Origin of the sequence: Paenibacillus suaedae (assembly GCF_032337355.1) — a bacterium.
Taxonomy (GTDB): domain Bacteria; phylum Bacillota; class Bacilli; order Paenibacillales; family Paenibacillaceae; genus Paenibacillus_B; species Paenibacillus_B suaedae.
On the sequence record NZ_JAVYAA010000002.1, the window covers coordinates 334,269 to 349,250 of the forward strand.

General features: G+C 39.3%; 14 protein-coding genes and 2 pseudogenes. 6 read left to right on the plus strand and 10 right to left on the minus strand.

Features of this window, described 5'->3' with window-relative positions; genetic code table 11:
• Window positions 1–318: a thioredoxin gene (trxA, locus tag RQP50_RS09180; protein ID WP_072728545.1), complete on the plus strand. Its 318-nt coding sequence runs from the start codon at window positions 1–3 to the stop codon at window positions 316–318.
• Between the two features lie 304 nt (window positions 319–622).
• On the opposite strand, the gene RQP50_RS09185 is transcribed toward trxA, so the two are convergent.
• Window positions 623–1,012 (minus strand): spore coat protein, encoded by a 390-nt coding sequence (locus RQP50_RS09185; protein ID WP_072728546.1) that lies wholly within the window; start codon window positions 1,010–1,012, stop codon window positions 623–625.
• Between the two features lie 238 nt (window positions 1,013–1,250).
• On the opposite strand from RQP50_RS09185, the gene RQP50_RS29300 reads away from it, so the two are divergent.
• The 4 genes and pseudogenes from RQP50_RS29300 to RQP50_RS29450 form a co-directional block, all read left to right on the plus strand.
• A complete protein-coding gene (locus tag RQP50_RS29300) occupies window positions 1,251–1,352 on the plus strand; it encodes a MerR family DNA-binding transcriptional regulator (protein ID WP_370510407.1) in 102 nt (33 codons plus the stop codon).
• A 74-nt stretch (window positions 1,353–1,426) separates the two neighbouring features.
• Window positions 1,427–2,143 carry a CAP domain-containing protein gene (locus RQP50_RS09190; RefSeq protein WP_315744967.1) on the plus strand — a complete coding sequence of 239 codons (717 nt, stop codon included), beginning with the start codon at window positions 1,427–1,429 and terminating at the stop codon, window positions 2,141–2,143.
• Between the two features lie 233 nt (window positions 2,144–2,376).
• On the plus strand, window positions 2,377–3,873 hold the full coding sequence (gene putP / locus RQP50_RS09195) for a sodium/proline symporter PutP (RefSeq protein ID WP_315744969.1): 1,497 nt from the start codon (window positions 2,377–2,379) through the stop codon (window positions 3,871–3,873).
• A 171-nt stretch (window positions 3,874–4,044) separates the two neighbouring features.
• Window positions 4,045–4,185: pseudogene (locus RQP50_RS29450) on the plus strand (ABC transporter ATP-binding protein); the annotation flags it as partial.
• 351 nt (window positions 4,186–4,536) lie between these two features.
• On the opposite strand, the gene RQP50_RS09205 reads toward RQP50_RS29450, so the two are convergent.
• The 9 genes and pseudogenes from RQP50_RS09205 to sdaAB all read right to left on the minus strand — a co-directional run bounded on the left by RQP50_RS09205 (window position 4,537) and on the right by sdaAB (window position 13,637).
• Window positions 4,537–6,069 (minus strand): vanadium-dependent haloperoxidase, encoded by a 1,533-nt coding sequence (locus tag RQP50_RS09205; RefSeq protein WP_315744971.1) that lies wholly within the window; start codon window positions 6,067–6,069, stop codon window positions 4,537–4,539.
• A gap of 109 nt (window positions 6,070–6,178) precedes the next feature.
• Window positions 6,179–6,399, minus strand: a pseudogene (locus RQP50_RS09210) (DDE-type integrase/transposase/recombinase); the annotation flags it as partial.
• Window positions 6,400–6,406: 7 nt separating this feature from the next.
• Window positions 6,407–7,057 carry a GNAT family N-acetyltransferase gene (locus tag RQP50_RS09215; RefSeq protein ID WP_315744973.1) on the minus strand — a complete coding sequence of 217 codons (651 nt, stop codon included), beginning with the start codon at window positions 7,055–7,057 and terminating at the stop codon, window positions 6,407–6,409.
• A gap of 37 nt (window positions 7,058–7,094) precedes the next feature.
• Window positions 7,095–7,670: a TetR/AcrR family transcriptional regulator gene (locus RQP50_RS09220; protein ID WP_142546510.1), complete on the minus strand. Its 576-nt coding sequence runs from the start codon at window positions 7,668–7,670 to the stop codon at window positions 7,095–7,097.
• A gap of 324 nt (window positions 7,671–7,994) precedes the next feature.
• On the minus strand, window positions 7,995–9,224 hold the full coding sequence (locus tag RQP50_RS09225) for an aminopeptidase (protein ID WP_315744977.1): 1,230 nt from the start codon (window positions 9,222–9,224) through the stop codon (window positions 7,995–7,997).
• A gap of 264 nt (window positions 9,225–9,488) precedes the next feature.
• Window positions 9,489–10,193 (minus strand): helix-turn-helix transcriptional regulator, encoded by a 705-nt coding sequence (locus tag RQP50_RS09230; RefSeq protein ID WP_315744979.1) that lies wholly within the window; start codon window positions 10,191–10,193, stop codon window positions 9,489–9,491.
• 215 nt (window positions 10,194–10,408) lie between these two features.
• Window positions 10,409–11,731, minus strand: a complete 1,323-nt coding sequence (locus RQP50_RS09235) for an aromatic amino acid transport family protein (RefSeq protein WP_315744981.1) — start codon at window positions 11,729–11,731, stop codon at window positions 10,409–10,411.
• Window positions 11,732–12,025: 294 nt separating this feature from the next.
• Complete coding sequence (gene sdaAA, locus RQP50_RS09240) at window positions 12,026–12,916, minus strand: L-serine ammonia-lyase, iron-sulfur-dependent, subunit alpha (RefSeq protein WP_315744983.1); 891 nt, start codon at window positions 12,914–12,916, stop codon at window positions 12,026–12,028.
• A 22-nt stretch (window positions 12,917–12,938) separates the two neighbouring features.
• Entirely contained in the window at window positions 12,939–13,637 is a 699-nt protein-coding gene (sdaAB, locus tag RQP50_RS09245) for an L-serine ammonia-lyase, iron-sulfur-dependent subunit beta (protein ID WP_315744985.1), read from the minus strand.
• Window positions 13,638–14,227: 590 nt separating this feature from the next.
• Here sdaAB and RQP50_RS09250 point away from each other — a divergent pair.
• Entirely contained in the window at window positions 14,228–14,893 is a 666-nt protein-coding gene (locus RQP50_RS09250) for a helix-turn-helix transcriptional regulator (protein WP_142546521.1), read from the plus strand.
• Window positions 14,894–14,982 lie beyond the last annotated feature (89 nt).

Sequence of the window (14,982 nt, forward strand, 5' to 3'; positions counted from 1 at the left end):
ATGAGTATATACGAAGTTAATGAACAATCATTTCGCGAATTTATTCGCGAGCAAGGGGTTACACTTGTTGAATTCGGAGCAACGTGGTGCCCGCCATGTAAAGCGCTTCTTCCAATTCTTGACGAGTTGGATCATCAATATGGGGAACGGGTAAACGTAGTCAAGATAGACTGTGACGACTCCCCTGCCATCGCGTCTGAATACCGCGTTATGTCCATGCCGACCGTCATTATGTTTCATAACGGCGAGCCGGTAGAGAAATTAGTCGGACTCCGTCCAAAAAGTGTGTATGAAGCGCTGATCGAGCGATACGCTTAATTTCAGGAGCTCCATTTCTTATGGAACAAAGAAGGGCATTTCTGTCCTGTTTTTATCCATGACTGAGCTGATCCCCGTAAAATAGACAGTAAAATAAAATGCTTTAACAGTCTTAGCTCGTGCTTCCATCGGGCTAAGGCTGTTTCGTTTTTGCTGTAACCGCAGTGATATCTGTGCCCAAAGTAATATTCCTGATGCATATTCAACGTTACAACATCAAGGCTTATACATAAAAAATTCCCCCCGTAAAAAACTACGAGGGGTAATTTTTTTCAAAAAGTATTCTACTTGAGGTCTGATCCATTTAACTAATGAAATTTTGAGGAACACATTCACGAACACCAGCATTTTTCAATGAGTTAAATAAAGCTGCATCGATGATTAATATAACATTGTTGTCAGTTCCATCTTCTAAATCATAGATTACCCAGTATGCGTTATCTACTGTAAAAATACATTTTCGTTCTAATTTAAATCCAGGTGGTACAATTGGGAGTGTCGCAACTGGTACACACTCGTTCGTATCTCCTTCAGCACCGATAAAATTGAAAGTTTGCTGGTCAATTTCATAGATATTAACCGGATCAATCTCCACACCTTTATCTGGAACTTTAATTTCATCTTCAACTAATAGGAAAAAGCGTTCGTTTCGAAAATTGAAAAGACATCTCGCCCCAATTTCAAATGAAGCCATTTATATCCATCCCCTTTTCGCAACATTTGTAGATTTCACGTTGCTTTACATAATATGCTATATTAATAGATTCGATAACGGCACGTACCAGTCAGAAGAAAATCAAGGTTTTAAACTACCTTCCAGGTAAAAGCTTCCCCCACCTATTTAGTGCTGGCCGTGATCGTGATTACATTCTTTCTGCACACCAGACTTTTAAGTGATGATATTATCGTGCAGAGATGAGGTGATAGGATTCATGAATACGTACAGAACAGCAGAAATCGCGCGTAGCTTTGGAATCCATCCTAATACTGTGCGCCTTTATGAGGAACTTGGTCTTATTCCAAAACCGTACTGAGGAATAAGTAAAAGGCTTGCAGGAAAACCTAAATCCGGTAACTTCATTAATTAACGGATCTAGGAGGTTGGCAAATGGCAAAGTTTTTTGTATTAGCAGTATTATTATTGGTGGCAGGTTGTTCGTCCCATAACAATATGATGCAAAAGCAAGTGACTCCTAAGCAAACACGAACTTCAACTCATGATCATACTAGTGCGCCAAACTCTGTCCTCACACAGGCATCATCAACAGCTACGTCATGGAAAGAGCGATCTTCCATGACAACAAAAGAAGCACAAAATGGAATTCCATTGGATTTGTTGGATCTGATTCGAACACCGGATGGAAATCCAGCAAACCAGGTACCTACAGGGAATCCTGAAAATAAGGAGCCAACAGGTTCAACAGGATCAGTACAGGAAGGTACTATGGATAATCATTTATCCGAATTCGAGCAGCAGGTTCTGGATCTAGTAAATCAAGAAAGGTCCAAAACAGGATTAGGTTCCTTAAGTAGGAGTGTAGAATTGTCAAATGTGGCTATGGTCAAGGCACAGGACATGTACAACAACAATTACTTTGATCATAATTCTCCCACACATGGATCCCCCTTCGATATGTTGAAGGAATTCGGGATTACATTCAACACTGCTGGAGAAAACATCGCAAAAGGGCAAACTACCCCTACCCAGGTTATGAAGGATTGGATGAATAGCCCAGGCCACAGAGCAAATATACTGAATAATAACTATACCCATATCGGTATTGCTTTTTATAACAACACATGGGTTCAGGAATTTACTGGATAACGCCTTTCATCTCCCAACAATAACGGTTCAAAAACCCGCAATTTATGCGGGTTTTTGGCACTTCAGGCTGACCCCTCTCCGTCTATTGGCAAGTTGAAGTTCTCTGATGCTCCCAGATAACGATGTACGAACATCCCACTTAGTAGCGTTCAACTCACTTTTAAAATTCAAGTCAATATGTCGTAATAATGGTAATATATTGAATAATATCATCTTTTAAACGAGGTGGAACAGTGTTAGAAGATATTTCAAGAATTATTGCCATCGTGATATATATGGCAACTATGCTGAGTATAGGGTGGTATGCTTTCCGAAAAACGACAAACTTGACGGACTATATGTTAGGGGGACGTTCCTTAGGGCCTGCTGTAACCGCTTTAAGTGCTGGCGCTGCCGATATGAGCGGATGGCTGTTAATGGGGCTTCCGGGAGGAATTTACCTGACAGGACTGTCAAATATCTGGATTGCCATTGGCTTATCGGTTGGCGCCTATCTGAACTGGCTGTTTATTGCTCCACGTTTGCGCACATACACGGAAGTTTCCGGGAACTCCATTACCATTCCGTCATTTTTGGAAAATCGATTTAAGGATAGCACCAAACTTCTGCGGATTGTTTCCTCCATTGTTATCCTCATTTTCTTTACGTTCTATATTTCCTCAGGTATGGTGGCAGGAGCCGTCTTTTTTGAAAACTCATTCTCTCTTCCTTACATAGCGGGGCTGCTCCTCGTATCCGGAGTGGTTGTTGCCTATACATTGTTTGGGGGCTTTCTTGCTGTCAGTTGGACGGACTTTGTCCAAGGACTTATCATGCTGCTTGCTCTTATCCTTGTACCGGTATTAGCAATGAGCGAGACGGGTGGGTTTGCCAACACCGTTGATACAATCAGAGCCATAGATCCGTCCCTCCTAGATTTATTTAACGGAACTACTGTGCTCGGCATCATCTCTGCAGCTGCCTGGGGACTTGGCTATGTTGGCCAACCGCATATTATCGTCCGATTTATGGCCATCCGCTCTGTACAAGAGACCAAAACTGCGCGACGTATTGGTATGGGCTGGATGGTTGCCACATTACTTGGCGCTTCATTAACAGCATTAGTAGGTCTTGCTTTTTTTGCACAAACAAATTATACATTGTCTAATCCAGAAGCTGTCTTCATTCAACTTGGACAAATTTTATTCCATCCGTTTATTGCCGGACTTGTCCTTGCTGCCGTATTGGCTGCAATAATGAGCACGGTTTCTTCTCAGCTCATTGTAACCTCAAGTGCATTGACAGAAGATTTATATAAGCTGATTCTGCGTAAAAATGCCTCTGATAAAGAACTTGTGTTCTTTGGACGAATGGCTGTTCTAACGATTTCAGTCATTGCCTGCCTGGTTGCGCTGGGCGGTGAAAACAAAACCATTTTAAGTCTTGTCGCTTACGCCTGGGCCGGTTTTGGCGCTTCCTTTGGCCCCGTTATCCTGTTAAGCCTGTACTGGAGGAAAATGACCAATTGGGGTGCCATTGTCGGAATGTTAGCGGGCGCTACAACAGTGATTATTTGGAAAAATATTGACTTGCAAATCACTAGAGATATATACGAAATCATTCCCGGATTTATCGTCAACCTTATCGTCATTATTGCCATAAGTCTGTTTACCTATCAACGGGACGAAGCTATCGAGAAAGAGTTTGATACCAGCTTGAAACGGTTACACACAAATGTAGAAGAAGCATGATCAATTTTGGCTTACATCCCTGCAATACGCCGAGAACAACGCTCGAATGATGCTCACTCGCCTTGGAGAAATGAAAACGAAATTTACAACAAACCCTACACTTTAACACCAGACTTTGCTCTGGTGTTATTTTATTTATGCAAAGAGAGCATTAAGGAGGGAGCTGATCACGTGGAAACAACAATCAAGGTAGAAAACTTGAGCAAGTCTTACGCCAATGTCAAAGCAGTTGATCATCTAAATCTATCGATTTGTCGTGGTGAAGGTTTTGGCTTACTGGGCGCAAACGGTGCAGGCAAAAGCAAAAGGGTTAACCATTCTGTTGACCTACCTTGCCTTATTAAGTTATGCCTGCGGCTCTTCAAAAAGTGGCCGATATATTACCGCTAACACAGGGCATTATGATGTTAAAAACCGCTTCACTTAGCCTGCCAATGGATCGTGTTATCACTCCCGTGGTTGTGATGATTGTACTTACAGTAATATGTAGGAGTATGTCTCTGCGCTTCTTCAAATGGGATTAATAGTGATATAAACAGTGACAGTCTAGGACATTATTTTCTCGTCCATGCTGTCACTGTTTTATAACAACCTATATTTTCATAAACACCTTGTACTACTTCTCGAGGAAAGGAAAGTTAGAGGCTCTTTATACTCGGGCAATCATTTCACAATTATAGTTGTGCCGTCGAATTTCGTAAGCTTGAATCCGCAGAATGGCTCGTTAAACGTATGCCGGTAGTTGCGAAGCAAACCAATGGCGGCAGCCTCGCCCAAATTCATGCCATGGAAACAATCAGAACGATAATGAATACCTGCAAATGCCCGAGCGATGGCCAAGTTATTGGCAAGCTTATTCAATTCACCGCCTATTGTGAGCGGCGCTCCGTTAAAGGGCTCAAGGGACAGACCGTCTTTGCTCACTGTAACTGGGTTCGGGAGAACAAAATCTTCGTTGAAGAACGCCTTTAACATCGTAACGCCTGCGCCGGCAATTACGGCATGACCTGCCGGATAGGACGGATGTGCCGGGCAGCCTTCCGGATAAGCCTGCGGCAGCAAGTAGGTTCCGTATTTATTGAAGGTTAGATCAACTGCAGGAGAATTCACGAGTTGCTCATTAATCGGATAATTTGCATTGTTCGTTATTTTCTGTTGAACGAGACCGCCAAACTCTTCCGGCCGCAGTCTCCGATGCACAAGAAACTTCTGATACCAGGCAGACTCCATCGAGAAATTCGCGGCCCGTGCGACCAAATCCAAAATATACGGAGAACCAAAGGTAACAAATCCAGTTTGGGCGCGCGAATGGAAATACGGATTGGCCGGATCAAGTGCAGAAGATCCCAAGCTCAACAAATATAAACAGGCCATTAACACACCTTGATAAGAAAAATCTTTATGCACCCATTCACTCAGATCTCTTCCGTTTCTTAAAAAACGAGGTTCAGGATCGTAGACAATGGAAGCAGACGGAGCAGCACCATTTTGAATGCTCAACCATGTTTGATAATCCGTTAAGAAATGTTGACCCGCCAAAGGGATTTTGTATTTTTGAATAATAGAAGTGGCGCCAAATGGAATATCTTTGTATAAAAATTGTGAGATATACGGCCCTACCAGATCTCCTTGCGTAACGCCGCGAAATAAAGTTTGCGGTGTTACTTGTCCATTTATTTTGGGCCCGTAAAAATCCTTCAGATTCGAAAGGCTCCCCGCTGCTTCAGCTGCTAATGGATCTCTATCGTAGCTGTTGAACGGAACATCCCGTAACAACGATTCCCAGTATAGTTCTACCATATCGCTGGCGGCGGCTGCACTGTTTATCGAAGGCGGGGCTGGAATCGTTAAGGAATGTCCGTCGGGACCAGCAAGATCATACACGTAAGCGCCTTGCGGATTAACGAACTTGAGCGTTCCACCGAGTGGAATTTCCTCGAATTTACTTGGCTTGCCGCTCTTCAATGCTTTGAGATATGCCCCGTAGGCATGCTGATCAACTTCTCCAAGACCGTTATGCGGCAGTCCCTTCGAGAAATTTCCGATTTTGTTCGGATACTTTCTTTCATCGTGATTGCAAGGCTGAGGTAGGATTTTGCGCGACTTTTCTTCTTTAGCTGCTTGTTTTCGAATTTGATACGCTTTATGTCGTCTTTCCTTTGGATCTAAAGGGCCGAGTACACATGAGTCATCCATACGATTCCTCCTTGAGCGATCAGTGCAAAGCACATAGTTCTTTACAGTCTATTCAAATATATCGATTTAGTATGGATATATGTAGAGGACATGACCATAAAAGGAAACCTATTTGGAATACAGTCAACGTTTCATCGATCAACTGATTCTTAAATTCACTACCACGATCGGTATGGAATAATTGGATCTGACGTAGAACACTTTGTGCTAAGCAAATGCCCGCATTTCGAGTGCAGCATCTTTGTTAGGCCCCGCACTGAATCCATTAATTTCTCGATTAAAGAGATCGACAAACATACAGATGTAGTGCCATCTGTTTTTGACTCTAATGCTTTAATCAAAAGGGGTTATCCGGTATCACTTTTTTATAAATGGTTGAAGGTTCTACATTTTTGACCATTCTGTACAACGATAACTTGGGTTTATTGATTTCACCTGAAATCTGGTAGCCTATCCTCTGATACAATTTAATGGCAAGATGGTTCTCTTTCTTTACCGTCAGAGAGCATTTGGCAAAGCCTTGCAGGCAAGCCTGTTCCTCGGCAAACTCAAGCAGCCTGGTACCCATCCCTAATCCCCGGCTCTCGGGCAATAAGGCGATTGTTCCGATGTGAAACTCGTCATCTTCTCCCTCCTTCATGGTGATCATGGAATAAAACATTTTGATATTCAGAATATTATAAACAACAAGACCCAGCATTCGGAATGAAAGCAGCTGTTTAAATGTGGGCCATGCAAGACGATTTAAAACAGGTACGGGATAGCAAGTAATCATCCCTAAAGTTTTCCCGTCCATTTGAGCTTCGTAAGCGTATTGATGACTAAAACGATTGTTCTCCTGCTGCCATAGCGTACGAAATGTCCCTTCGACCGTGTTATTCTTCTCAGATCCTGCAAGTGAAAACGCCATATATTCCAATGCCATTACATTTAGCTTAGCGCTGACCATGGATCGACGATCAGCCTTTACAATAGAGATTTGATTCATTTCCTAGCACTCCTTTTTTCTTTCTATATTATTGATGTTAATTATCATCTTTAGCTTTGAAACCATGATAAAACGTATTTAAGAAAAGCTCTGCAGCCGATTTTTTAGGCACATTACCTTCATGTACCTGCTCCCATGTATGGAAAAGCAGGGCATAAAGCGTATTCAAAATCCATTCGCTGCTAACCGTTTGCTGAAAGTAACCTCTTTGTTGTAACAACTCAATAACGCGTCGTAAGGGTTCCCTCAGCTTCTCTTCGGCTTCACCTAATTCTTTGTTGTTAAATACAGATGCATCATGACCTAGAAAATAGATTTTGTCACCTAAGGGGATTAACGCTTCAATGAGTTCCGGGATATAGTTTTCGCTTCTTTCCTCATCTAGTGGAATCTGGTTTACGGTATCACTTACCAGTTGTATAGCCCGATGGCCCAAGAGCAGCATCAATTTCTCTCTGCTTTCGACGTAGCGATGAAGTGTAGCAATGCCAATTCCCGCATATTCCGCAATTTCATTCATCGAAGCAGTAGGATTTTCAACAAGCAATATAGTAGCCGAATCAAGAATTGCATTAAATCTCGCTTCCTTCAACGCTGACAAGCCTTTCTTCATCGTCAATCTCTCCCTTTTTCTGTATAAATTCGTCATTTTTTTGATAGATAAATATATCATTTGATATTATCATAAATCATTTAAAACAAAGTGTCCAACTGTTGAATGTAGCTTTTCATGACGAAGTTACAGTAATTTTTCTACTATTATTGAACTCCGATTGTACTTCATTTTGCAGAATATTTTTTTAATGAAGTTGATTTCTAGCATAAGGTTATCGGTTTACTTTAAAATTCACTTCCGGTTATTTGGTCATCAGCCAGTTGCACCAATTATGGTTAGTAATCGTTTCATCTACTCTACTCCTTACTTCAAATCAAAAACTTAAAATGCCCAGCTACCTTTACGGAAAATTGGCTCTACAGTTCCATCTGGTAGAATACCGTCGATGTCCATCTCACTGCTGCCAATCATAAAGTCCTCATGTGTTACTGAAATATTTGCACCTAACGCTTCAAGCTGATCGTTTTCTAAATCTCTTCCTCCCTCTAAGCAAGTTGGATAAGCATTACCAATCGCTAAATGGTTCGATGCATTTTCATCAAACAATGTATTAAAATATAAAATCCCCGATGCTGAAATTGGCGATTCATGTGGTACAAGTGCTACCTCACCTAAATAGCAAGAGCCTTCATCCACATTCATAAGCTCCTGTAATAAATCATGTCCTATCTGTGCTTCAGCTTTAACAATTTTTCCTTCTTCAAATGTCAGTTTAAAGCCGTCGATAATATTCCCTTGGTAAACTAATGGTTTTGTACTGCTTACATAGCCATTTACACCTTGTTTCATCGGTAACGTATAAACCTCTTCTGTCGGCATATTAGCCATAAAGATAGTATCATCTGGCGTTTTACCACCTCCAGTAATCCATTTATGCTGTGGTGCTAATGCAATTGTTAAATCAGTACCTGGCGCTGTATAGTGAAGCTTCGCATATTTTTTATTGTTCAGTAGAACCGCACGAGATTCTAAATTTGTTACATGTTCACGCCATTTTTCAACAGCATTGCCTTCACCAATACGAACAGCTTTAAAAATAGCCTCCCATAATGCTGGTACTTGATCTTCAGCAGCTAAGTTCGGGAACACCTTCGATGCCCACATTGGTGAAGGAACTGCTACCAACGACCAAGCTATTAAATCCTTCATTACGGTGTTGCGATTGTTTCTCAGAGCAGCTCCTGATACCTTTTGATAGGTAGCTAGACGATCGGCTGAAATACCTGTAAATTTATCAGGGTCTGCAGCATCTATCATTAATAGTGCTCCTTTACGTTCGATCAGCTCATCATTCATTTTGACTATCCATTCTGGGAAACGATTAAATTCTTCATCTGAGGCATGCTCAAAGTAAGCACGATCCATTTCATCATCTGATAAGTTAACATGAACACGTCCTGCACCAGCCTTATAAGCCTCTTTCACAACTAAACGGGCGAAATCCAATGCATCCACAGATGTATTGACTAATAAGTATTGCCCTGGTTGAATATTGACACCGACTTTTACCAAAAGTTCTGCATATGCTTGTAATTTTTCTTCAAAAGTCATATTATTTACCTCGCTTCTGTCCAATTGTTTTTTACCATCCGTTAGCTTTTATTCATTTTTGATAGATAAACATATCAATTGATATGAATATAAATCATTTTAAATAAATTATCAAGCCGTTGAACCTCATTTTTTCAAAAGTGTGGTAAAAAATATGTAAATCTAGGTTATAGAGTAAATAAAAAAGAATCCATTTTGACAAGAGATTAATCAAAATGGATTCTTTTCTTTTTGAATGAACATTCCTTTTTATAAAAAGTTTGGTCAATTAAATGAGCCTTGTTTACTGGTTGTACAGGTTTCCTTCTCGTTTCTGGGAGTATGATTACGCAAATGCAAATAAACGGTATGTTTCGTAATTTTCAACATATTTGCCACGATTGTAGCCGCATTTCTCATATTAAACACTCCCCGATCATACAAAAGACCGATAATGTGCTTATTTCGATTTGCATACGATATGTCAGGAGAAGCATCCACCGCTTCAATCGTCAGCTCTATCATTTCAAGAATCATATCCTCAATGGATAATGAAAAATTTTCCTCCTGTGCTTTTGTTTCAAAACCCGCTTGCGGTAAAAAAGTCTGAAGAAATCCAGAAAACGATTCATCCAAGTTTATGTTAATGCACATAAAACCAATAATTTTGCCAGCTTCACCACGAATGGCTATCATGCTTGATTTCATTGAGTGGTTGTCCTTGCTTTTGGTAAAATAACTGATCGCTTGCTTTGCGTTAGAGTACTTAGCCTCACTCAACATCTGCAAAGCCATATTCGTAATCGGGGCTCCTAATTCTCTGCCCGTATGATGCCCGTTCGCGATTTTGATAACAGTATTTTGATAGTCTTCCAAGCTATGCAGCACAATCTCGCTGGCATCTCCCAAATAATCGGCCAAGCCTTCCACGATGGAGTCATAGGATTGCAATATCGCCCGATCATATTCTGTAAAATTCTTATTCTTCATAATTGGTAATCCTCCCTTCTATGTGTATAGTTGCCAATAGAACTGATTGACTCAACATTTGTTCATTTAATTAACCAATTTATAGTATTATTCTATAAATCATAGCCCCGATTCATCTCATGATTGAAATCACGAATGAGTCGACTAATCAATAAAAAGAGAGCTTTCTTAGGTGTCAATGACAAGCCACCTGAGAAAGCTCAAAAGATATTTAATTAGAATAATGCTTTCAAACTTGCAAGGACAGTGAGAACGCCCACAACAGTGACAAAAATATTGCTAAGTTTTCCTTTGTATTTAGCTAGCGCAGGAACTTTATTGATCGCATACATTGGTAAGAGACATAAGATAGCAGCAACTAGCGGTCCGCTGAGAGTATCTATAATTCCAAGAATGCTTGGATTTGCATAAGCGGCATACCAGCATGTTAATACTACAAAAACAAGGATCGCTCTCTTAACTGTTTTTTCTTTGAGGTTTTTTCCACGTGCTTTACCGGCCGAGATAATCATGTCACGCATTACCTCGTATACTCCTACATAATGGCCAAGAAAGGACTTTGTTACGGCCACAAACGCAATAATAGGAGCTGCAATAGTGATTAGAGGCGAATTAAGCCGATTGGCAAGGTATGAAAGTACTGATAAATTCTGTTCTTTTGCTATTACAAGATCATCTGGAGTCAAACTCAAGACACTACTCCAAACAAAGAACATAACGACAATGAAAGTCATGATATAACACACTTTTTGTATTTGAGAACATTTGGCGTCTGTAGCTAGTATTCCATAAGTTTGTCTCTGTTTCATAACAAATGACGATATCATAGGAGAATGATTAAACGAGAATACAATAATTGGCAGTATCATCCAAATCATATTGAAGTATCCTCCTACTCCTGTTGGAGCAGTAGAAACACTTGAAAAACTAAGCATCGACGTATTCCACTGTGGAATTAAAGATATTGAGATAAAAAGCAGCGAAGCTATAAAAGGATATACTAGCATACTCATTACCTTTACAGTAATATCTTGACCGAAGTTCAGTATAGCTATAAGACCGAGTACTAATACAAGCGATAAAATGGCTCTTGGCGGCTCATTCATGTGCAATTGATTCACGATAAAACTACTTGCAGTATTTGTTAGTGCAACCGAATACATCAGCACGATAATATAAATCGAGAAGAAAAATACGATGTTAAAAATTATACTTGCCTTATTACCGAAATACTCTCTTATCGTACCTGTAATCCCCTCATCAGCAGATTTGGAAGCATATATCATTTTAGCAAGCGCCCTATGCGAGAAGTACATAACAGGAAATGCAAGTATTGTAATTAACAGTAACGATAATAAACCACCTGCTCCCGCATTAATAGGTAAAAAGAGTACGCCTGCTCCAATTGCTGTTCCAAAAAGGCTCAATGCCCAGGTGGTATCTTGCTTGTGCCACTTTTTGGGATCTGGATATTTTTCGTTTTTCCCTGTAGTATTTTCAGCAGTAAATTCAAGTTTTTTCGCTGTATTCCCATTCATATTATAATTCCTCCTTGTATACTGGTTAACTACTTTATCATTTCCTCTCTTTTAAAACTGTTAAAATTGTTTACGTTTTCAAAACTATTTAATGCATACTATTACATTATGTGGCAATGGTAGATATCGATATTCACTCCTCTCATCCTTGAAAGCAGCATTGGAGAATGAACCTTAATAACTGTGATTTTTTTCACAAATCATGAGTTGTAATCCCATTTTTTTGCTATAACGCTTACATTTCAGTGTAAATATTGTAATCTTTTATTACTATAATTATATATTATTATTATCTTATTTTCTAGTAACCTTATCTTCGAAAATTTTGTTTTTAATAGCAATTCCTGTGGGAGTGGCTGCAATTCCACCTAAACCTGTCTCTCTTAATTCGCGAGGCATCTGTCTTCCTACTACGAACATCGCTTCAATTACTTCATCAGCATTGATGATGTTGGTTACGCCTGCTAATGCAATATCCGCTGCTACTAAGGCATTAGCCGTTCCAATAGCATTTCTCTTTACACAAGGAACTTCTACCAAGCCTGCAACCGGATCACAAACTAGACCGAGTAAATTTTGCAGTGCAGTTGAGAAAGCGTCAGATGATTGCTGAGGTGTTCCTCCGGCAGCTTCTACTGCTGCTGCTGCAGCCATTGCTGAGGCACTACCTACTTCAGCTTGACATCCTCCGAAGGCTCCGGAAATACAAGCGTTATTTGCTACTACCATTCCTAATAAAGCTGAAGTGAATAGAAAATGAACCTTGTCTTCATGACTTAATTGTAAACTATCTTGGATACTAAACAGCACTCCCGGGATTGTCCCACTTGCACCTGCAGTTGGAGTTGCACAAATAACTCCCATCGACGCATTTACTTCATTAACTCCGATAGCGTTTTGGACCCCGAGCATCATCAAATCTCCAGAAAGGGTTTTTCCGCTTTCACGATATTGTTTTATTTTAACAGCATCCCCTCCGGATAAACCGGTCGGAGAAAATACTCCGTTGCCCTCAGCGCTTTTCTTTACAGCATTCTCCATAGTTACTAAATTTCTTTCCATTTTTCTCCAAACATCTTCATAAGAAGTTTTAGTTTGCTCGATTTCCTGCTCAATTGCTAATTCATAAATTGGCTTTTGTCTTTGATTAGCTGCATCGATAATTTCCTTTATAGTCATGTACATAAACTTTTCACCCCTAATCTAATTAAAGAATAATGATATTAGCTGCACTGCTAGAATTTCTCAATTCCTTCTGAACATCACTAGATAATTGAGAATCCACATCAAATTGATATAAATATTTTCCTGACTTCTCCAAACTATAAAAATTGTTAATTTCCACATTATATTGTTTAAAGATCCTGCGTAATATAAATTCAAGGTCATCTCTCTCGGAAATCGCTATAATAACCGGCAATGGCCCTTGAAGATGTAAGCCAAACCCGTCAATTTCTATATGTTTAATTTCAATTAATCCGCCACCGACTGAAGTTCCCATTGTTCTAATATTTCGATTTCCATCCTCCAGATAAATATCTGCAGTATTCGGATGACCGGCAGGACTATCACCTGCTTCTTCTAAAAAGGTAATGTCAATTCCTTTAGATTCTGCTATTTCAATAGCACCAGGCACCCTACTATCGTCGGCAGCAAATCCTAATATACCGGCAATAATTGCAAAATCAGTTCCGTGTCCTTTATGGGTTTCAGCAAATGATTCATAATACCTTACCACAACTTTTTTGGGAAGACCTTGAAATAATTTATTGGCAACTGTTCCAATAGCTAAGGCACCTGCAGTATGTGAACTGGAGGGGCCGATCATAACCGGTCCAATCACATCAAAACAACTTTTGTAATTAACAACCCTTTTTTCTTTAACAGGTACTAATTTCATGTTCATATAAGTTTCCTCCCCATAGTTGCCATACTAGTCACCCGCCCACCATGTAAGGGTTTTCAAAAGTAAAACTAAGAATCATCAAACCCTTTCTTAGTACGAATTGAATACTTGGATAAATTATCGTTGTAATCATACTCGTTGCAATCAATGCCATCAAAACAACGATCATTTTCTGATCTTTCTCAAAGAATAACTTAAAATAATTTATTACAGTAATTATTTTTTATTACTACACAGACAGAGTAGCACATAGATAATCGCGAAGTCAAACAAATGATAATAAATTATTTTTATCGGAATTTTTTATTGCAAATTTAATGTTTCTCCCTTTTAAAATTCTAAAAAACTTGTTATAAGTTATAATAGGGTTGTCTATTTTGAATGCTGGCTTCTTCATTAAACGAAATCCTTGTCGATAAAAGACCCGAAGTTGGGTTGTCTATAGCTGAAAAAAGAAGAATGCATCCTTGTACGAGAAGTAAAGCGCATCTTTTATTGAGATTTTGCTCAACCCTGGAATTGAATATGAATTCGCGAGCAATTTCATAGTGAATAAAATTCAGGAATAACTGATAAGGAGGAATACTTAAATGGATAATGAACTATTTCGACATTATCAAAATATAATGAATTATTTCGGGGAAATTTTGGGATCTAATTATGAATTTGTATTACATGTTTTAAATCCTAATGGGGGTTCTCAAATCGGTCACATAGTCAATGGAGACTTAAGTGGAAGATCTTTAAATGGCCCTTTAACTGACTATGCAAAAAAATTAATTAACGAAAAGGTATATCTAAAAAAGGATTATGTTGTAGATTATGTTGGAGAAGGACCCAGAGGTAAAAAATTCCGTTCATCAACTTTATTTATAAAAGATCGTGAAGGTCAATTACAAGGTCTTTTATGTATAAATTTTGATGCGGATGTCTATAGGAAAGTCGCAAAGGATATATTAAAATTGGCCAATCTAAGTTCAGCTATAGATCTTATCGAACAGGAAACTGACCAGGAACAACCTATTGAAAAACTTACCGATAATATTCGTAATATCATTTATGGAGTAATAGATAAAGATATATTAGAATCCGGTGCTCAGTTATCACCTGAACAAAAGAGACTTGCTATTTTCAAATTAAAAGAATACGGGGTATTCGAAGTTAAAGGTACAATAAATGAAGTTGCTGAAATAATGGGAATGTCGGAATCAAGTGTTTATCGTTATCATCAAATGATATCTCGCAACGACAAGTAGCCCCAATCGAATCAGAACAATAAATCGAGCAATACAAGACATAGATAGGCGTATACAATTCTCAACTAAATGAATGTAAATCAAAAAAC

What these genes read in the sequence shown, in the direction of transcription:
- RQP50_RS09185 (WP_072728546.1), bottom strand. Translation starts at nt 1,012, where the DNA reads ATGGCTTCATTTGAAATTGGGGCGAGATGTCTTTTCAATTTTCGAAAC.
- trxA (WP_072728545.1), top strand. Translation starts at nt 1, where the DNA reads ATGAGTATATACGAAGTTAATGAACAATCATTTCGCGAATTTATTCGC.
- RQP50_RS09215 (WP_315744973.1), bottom strand. Translation starts at nt 7,057, where the DNA reads ATGAATCAAATCTCTATTGTAAAGGCTGATCGTCGATCCATGGTCAGC.
- RQP50_RS09190 (WP_315744967.1), top strand. Translation starts at nt 1,427, where the DNA reads ATGGCAAAGTTTTTTGTATTAGCAGTATTATTATTGGTGGCAGGTTGT.
- sdaAB (WP_315744985.1), bottom strand. Translation starts at nt 13,637, where the DNA reads ATGAACATGAAATTAGTACCTGTTAAAGAAAAAAGGGTTGTTAATTAC.
- sdaAA (WP_315744983.1), bottom strand. Translation starts at nt 12,916, where the DNA reads ATGTACATGACTATAAAGGAAATTATCGATGCAGCTAATCAAAGACAA.
- RQP50_RS29300 (WP_370510407.1), top strand. Translation starts at nt 1,251, where the DNA reads ATGAATACGTACAGAACAGCAGAAATCGCGCGTAGCTTTGGAATCCAT.
- RQP50_RS09235 (WP_315744981.1), bottom strand. Translation starts at nt 11,731, where the DNA reads ATGAATGGGAATACAGCGAAAAAACTTGAATTTACTGCTGAAAATACT.
- RQP50_RS09205 (WP_315744971.1), bottom strand. Translation starts at nt 6,069, where the DNA reads ATGGATGACTCATGTGTACTCGGCCCTTTAGATCCAAAGGAAAGACGA.
- RQP50_RS09230 (WP_315744979.1), bottom strand. Translation starts at nt 10,193, where the DNA reads ATGAAGAATAAGAATTTTACAGAATATGATCGGGCGATATTGCAATCC.
- RQP50_RS09250 (WP_142546521.1), top strand. Translation starts at nt 14,228, where the DNA reads ATGGATAATGAACTATTTCGACATTATCAAAATATAATGAATTATTTC.
- RQP50_RS09225 (WP_315744977.1), bottom strand. Translation starts at nt 9,224, where the DNA reads ATGACTTTTGAAGAAAAATTACAAGCATATGCAGAACTTTTGGTAAAA.
- RQP50_RS09220 (WP_142546510.1), bottom strand. Translation starts at nt 7,670, where the DNA reads ATGAAGAAAGGCTTGTCAGCGTTGAAGGAAGCGAGATTTAATGCAATT.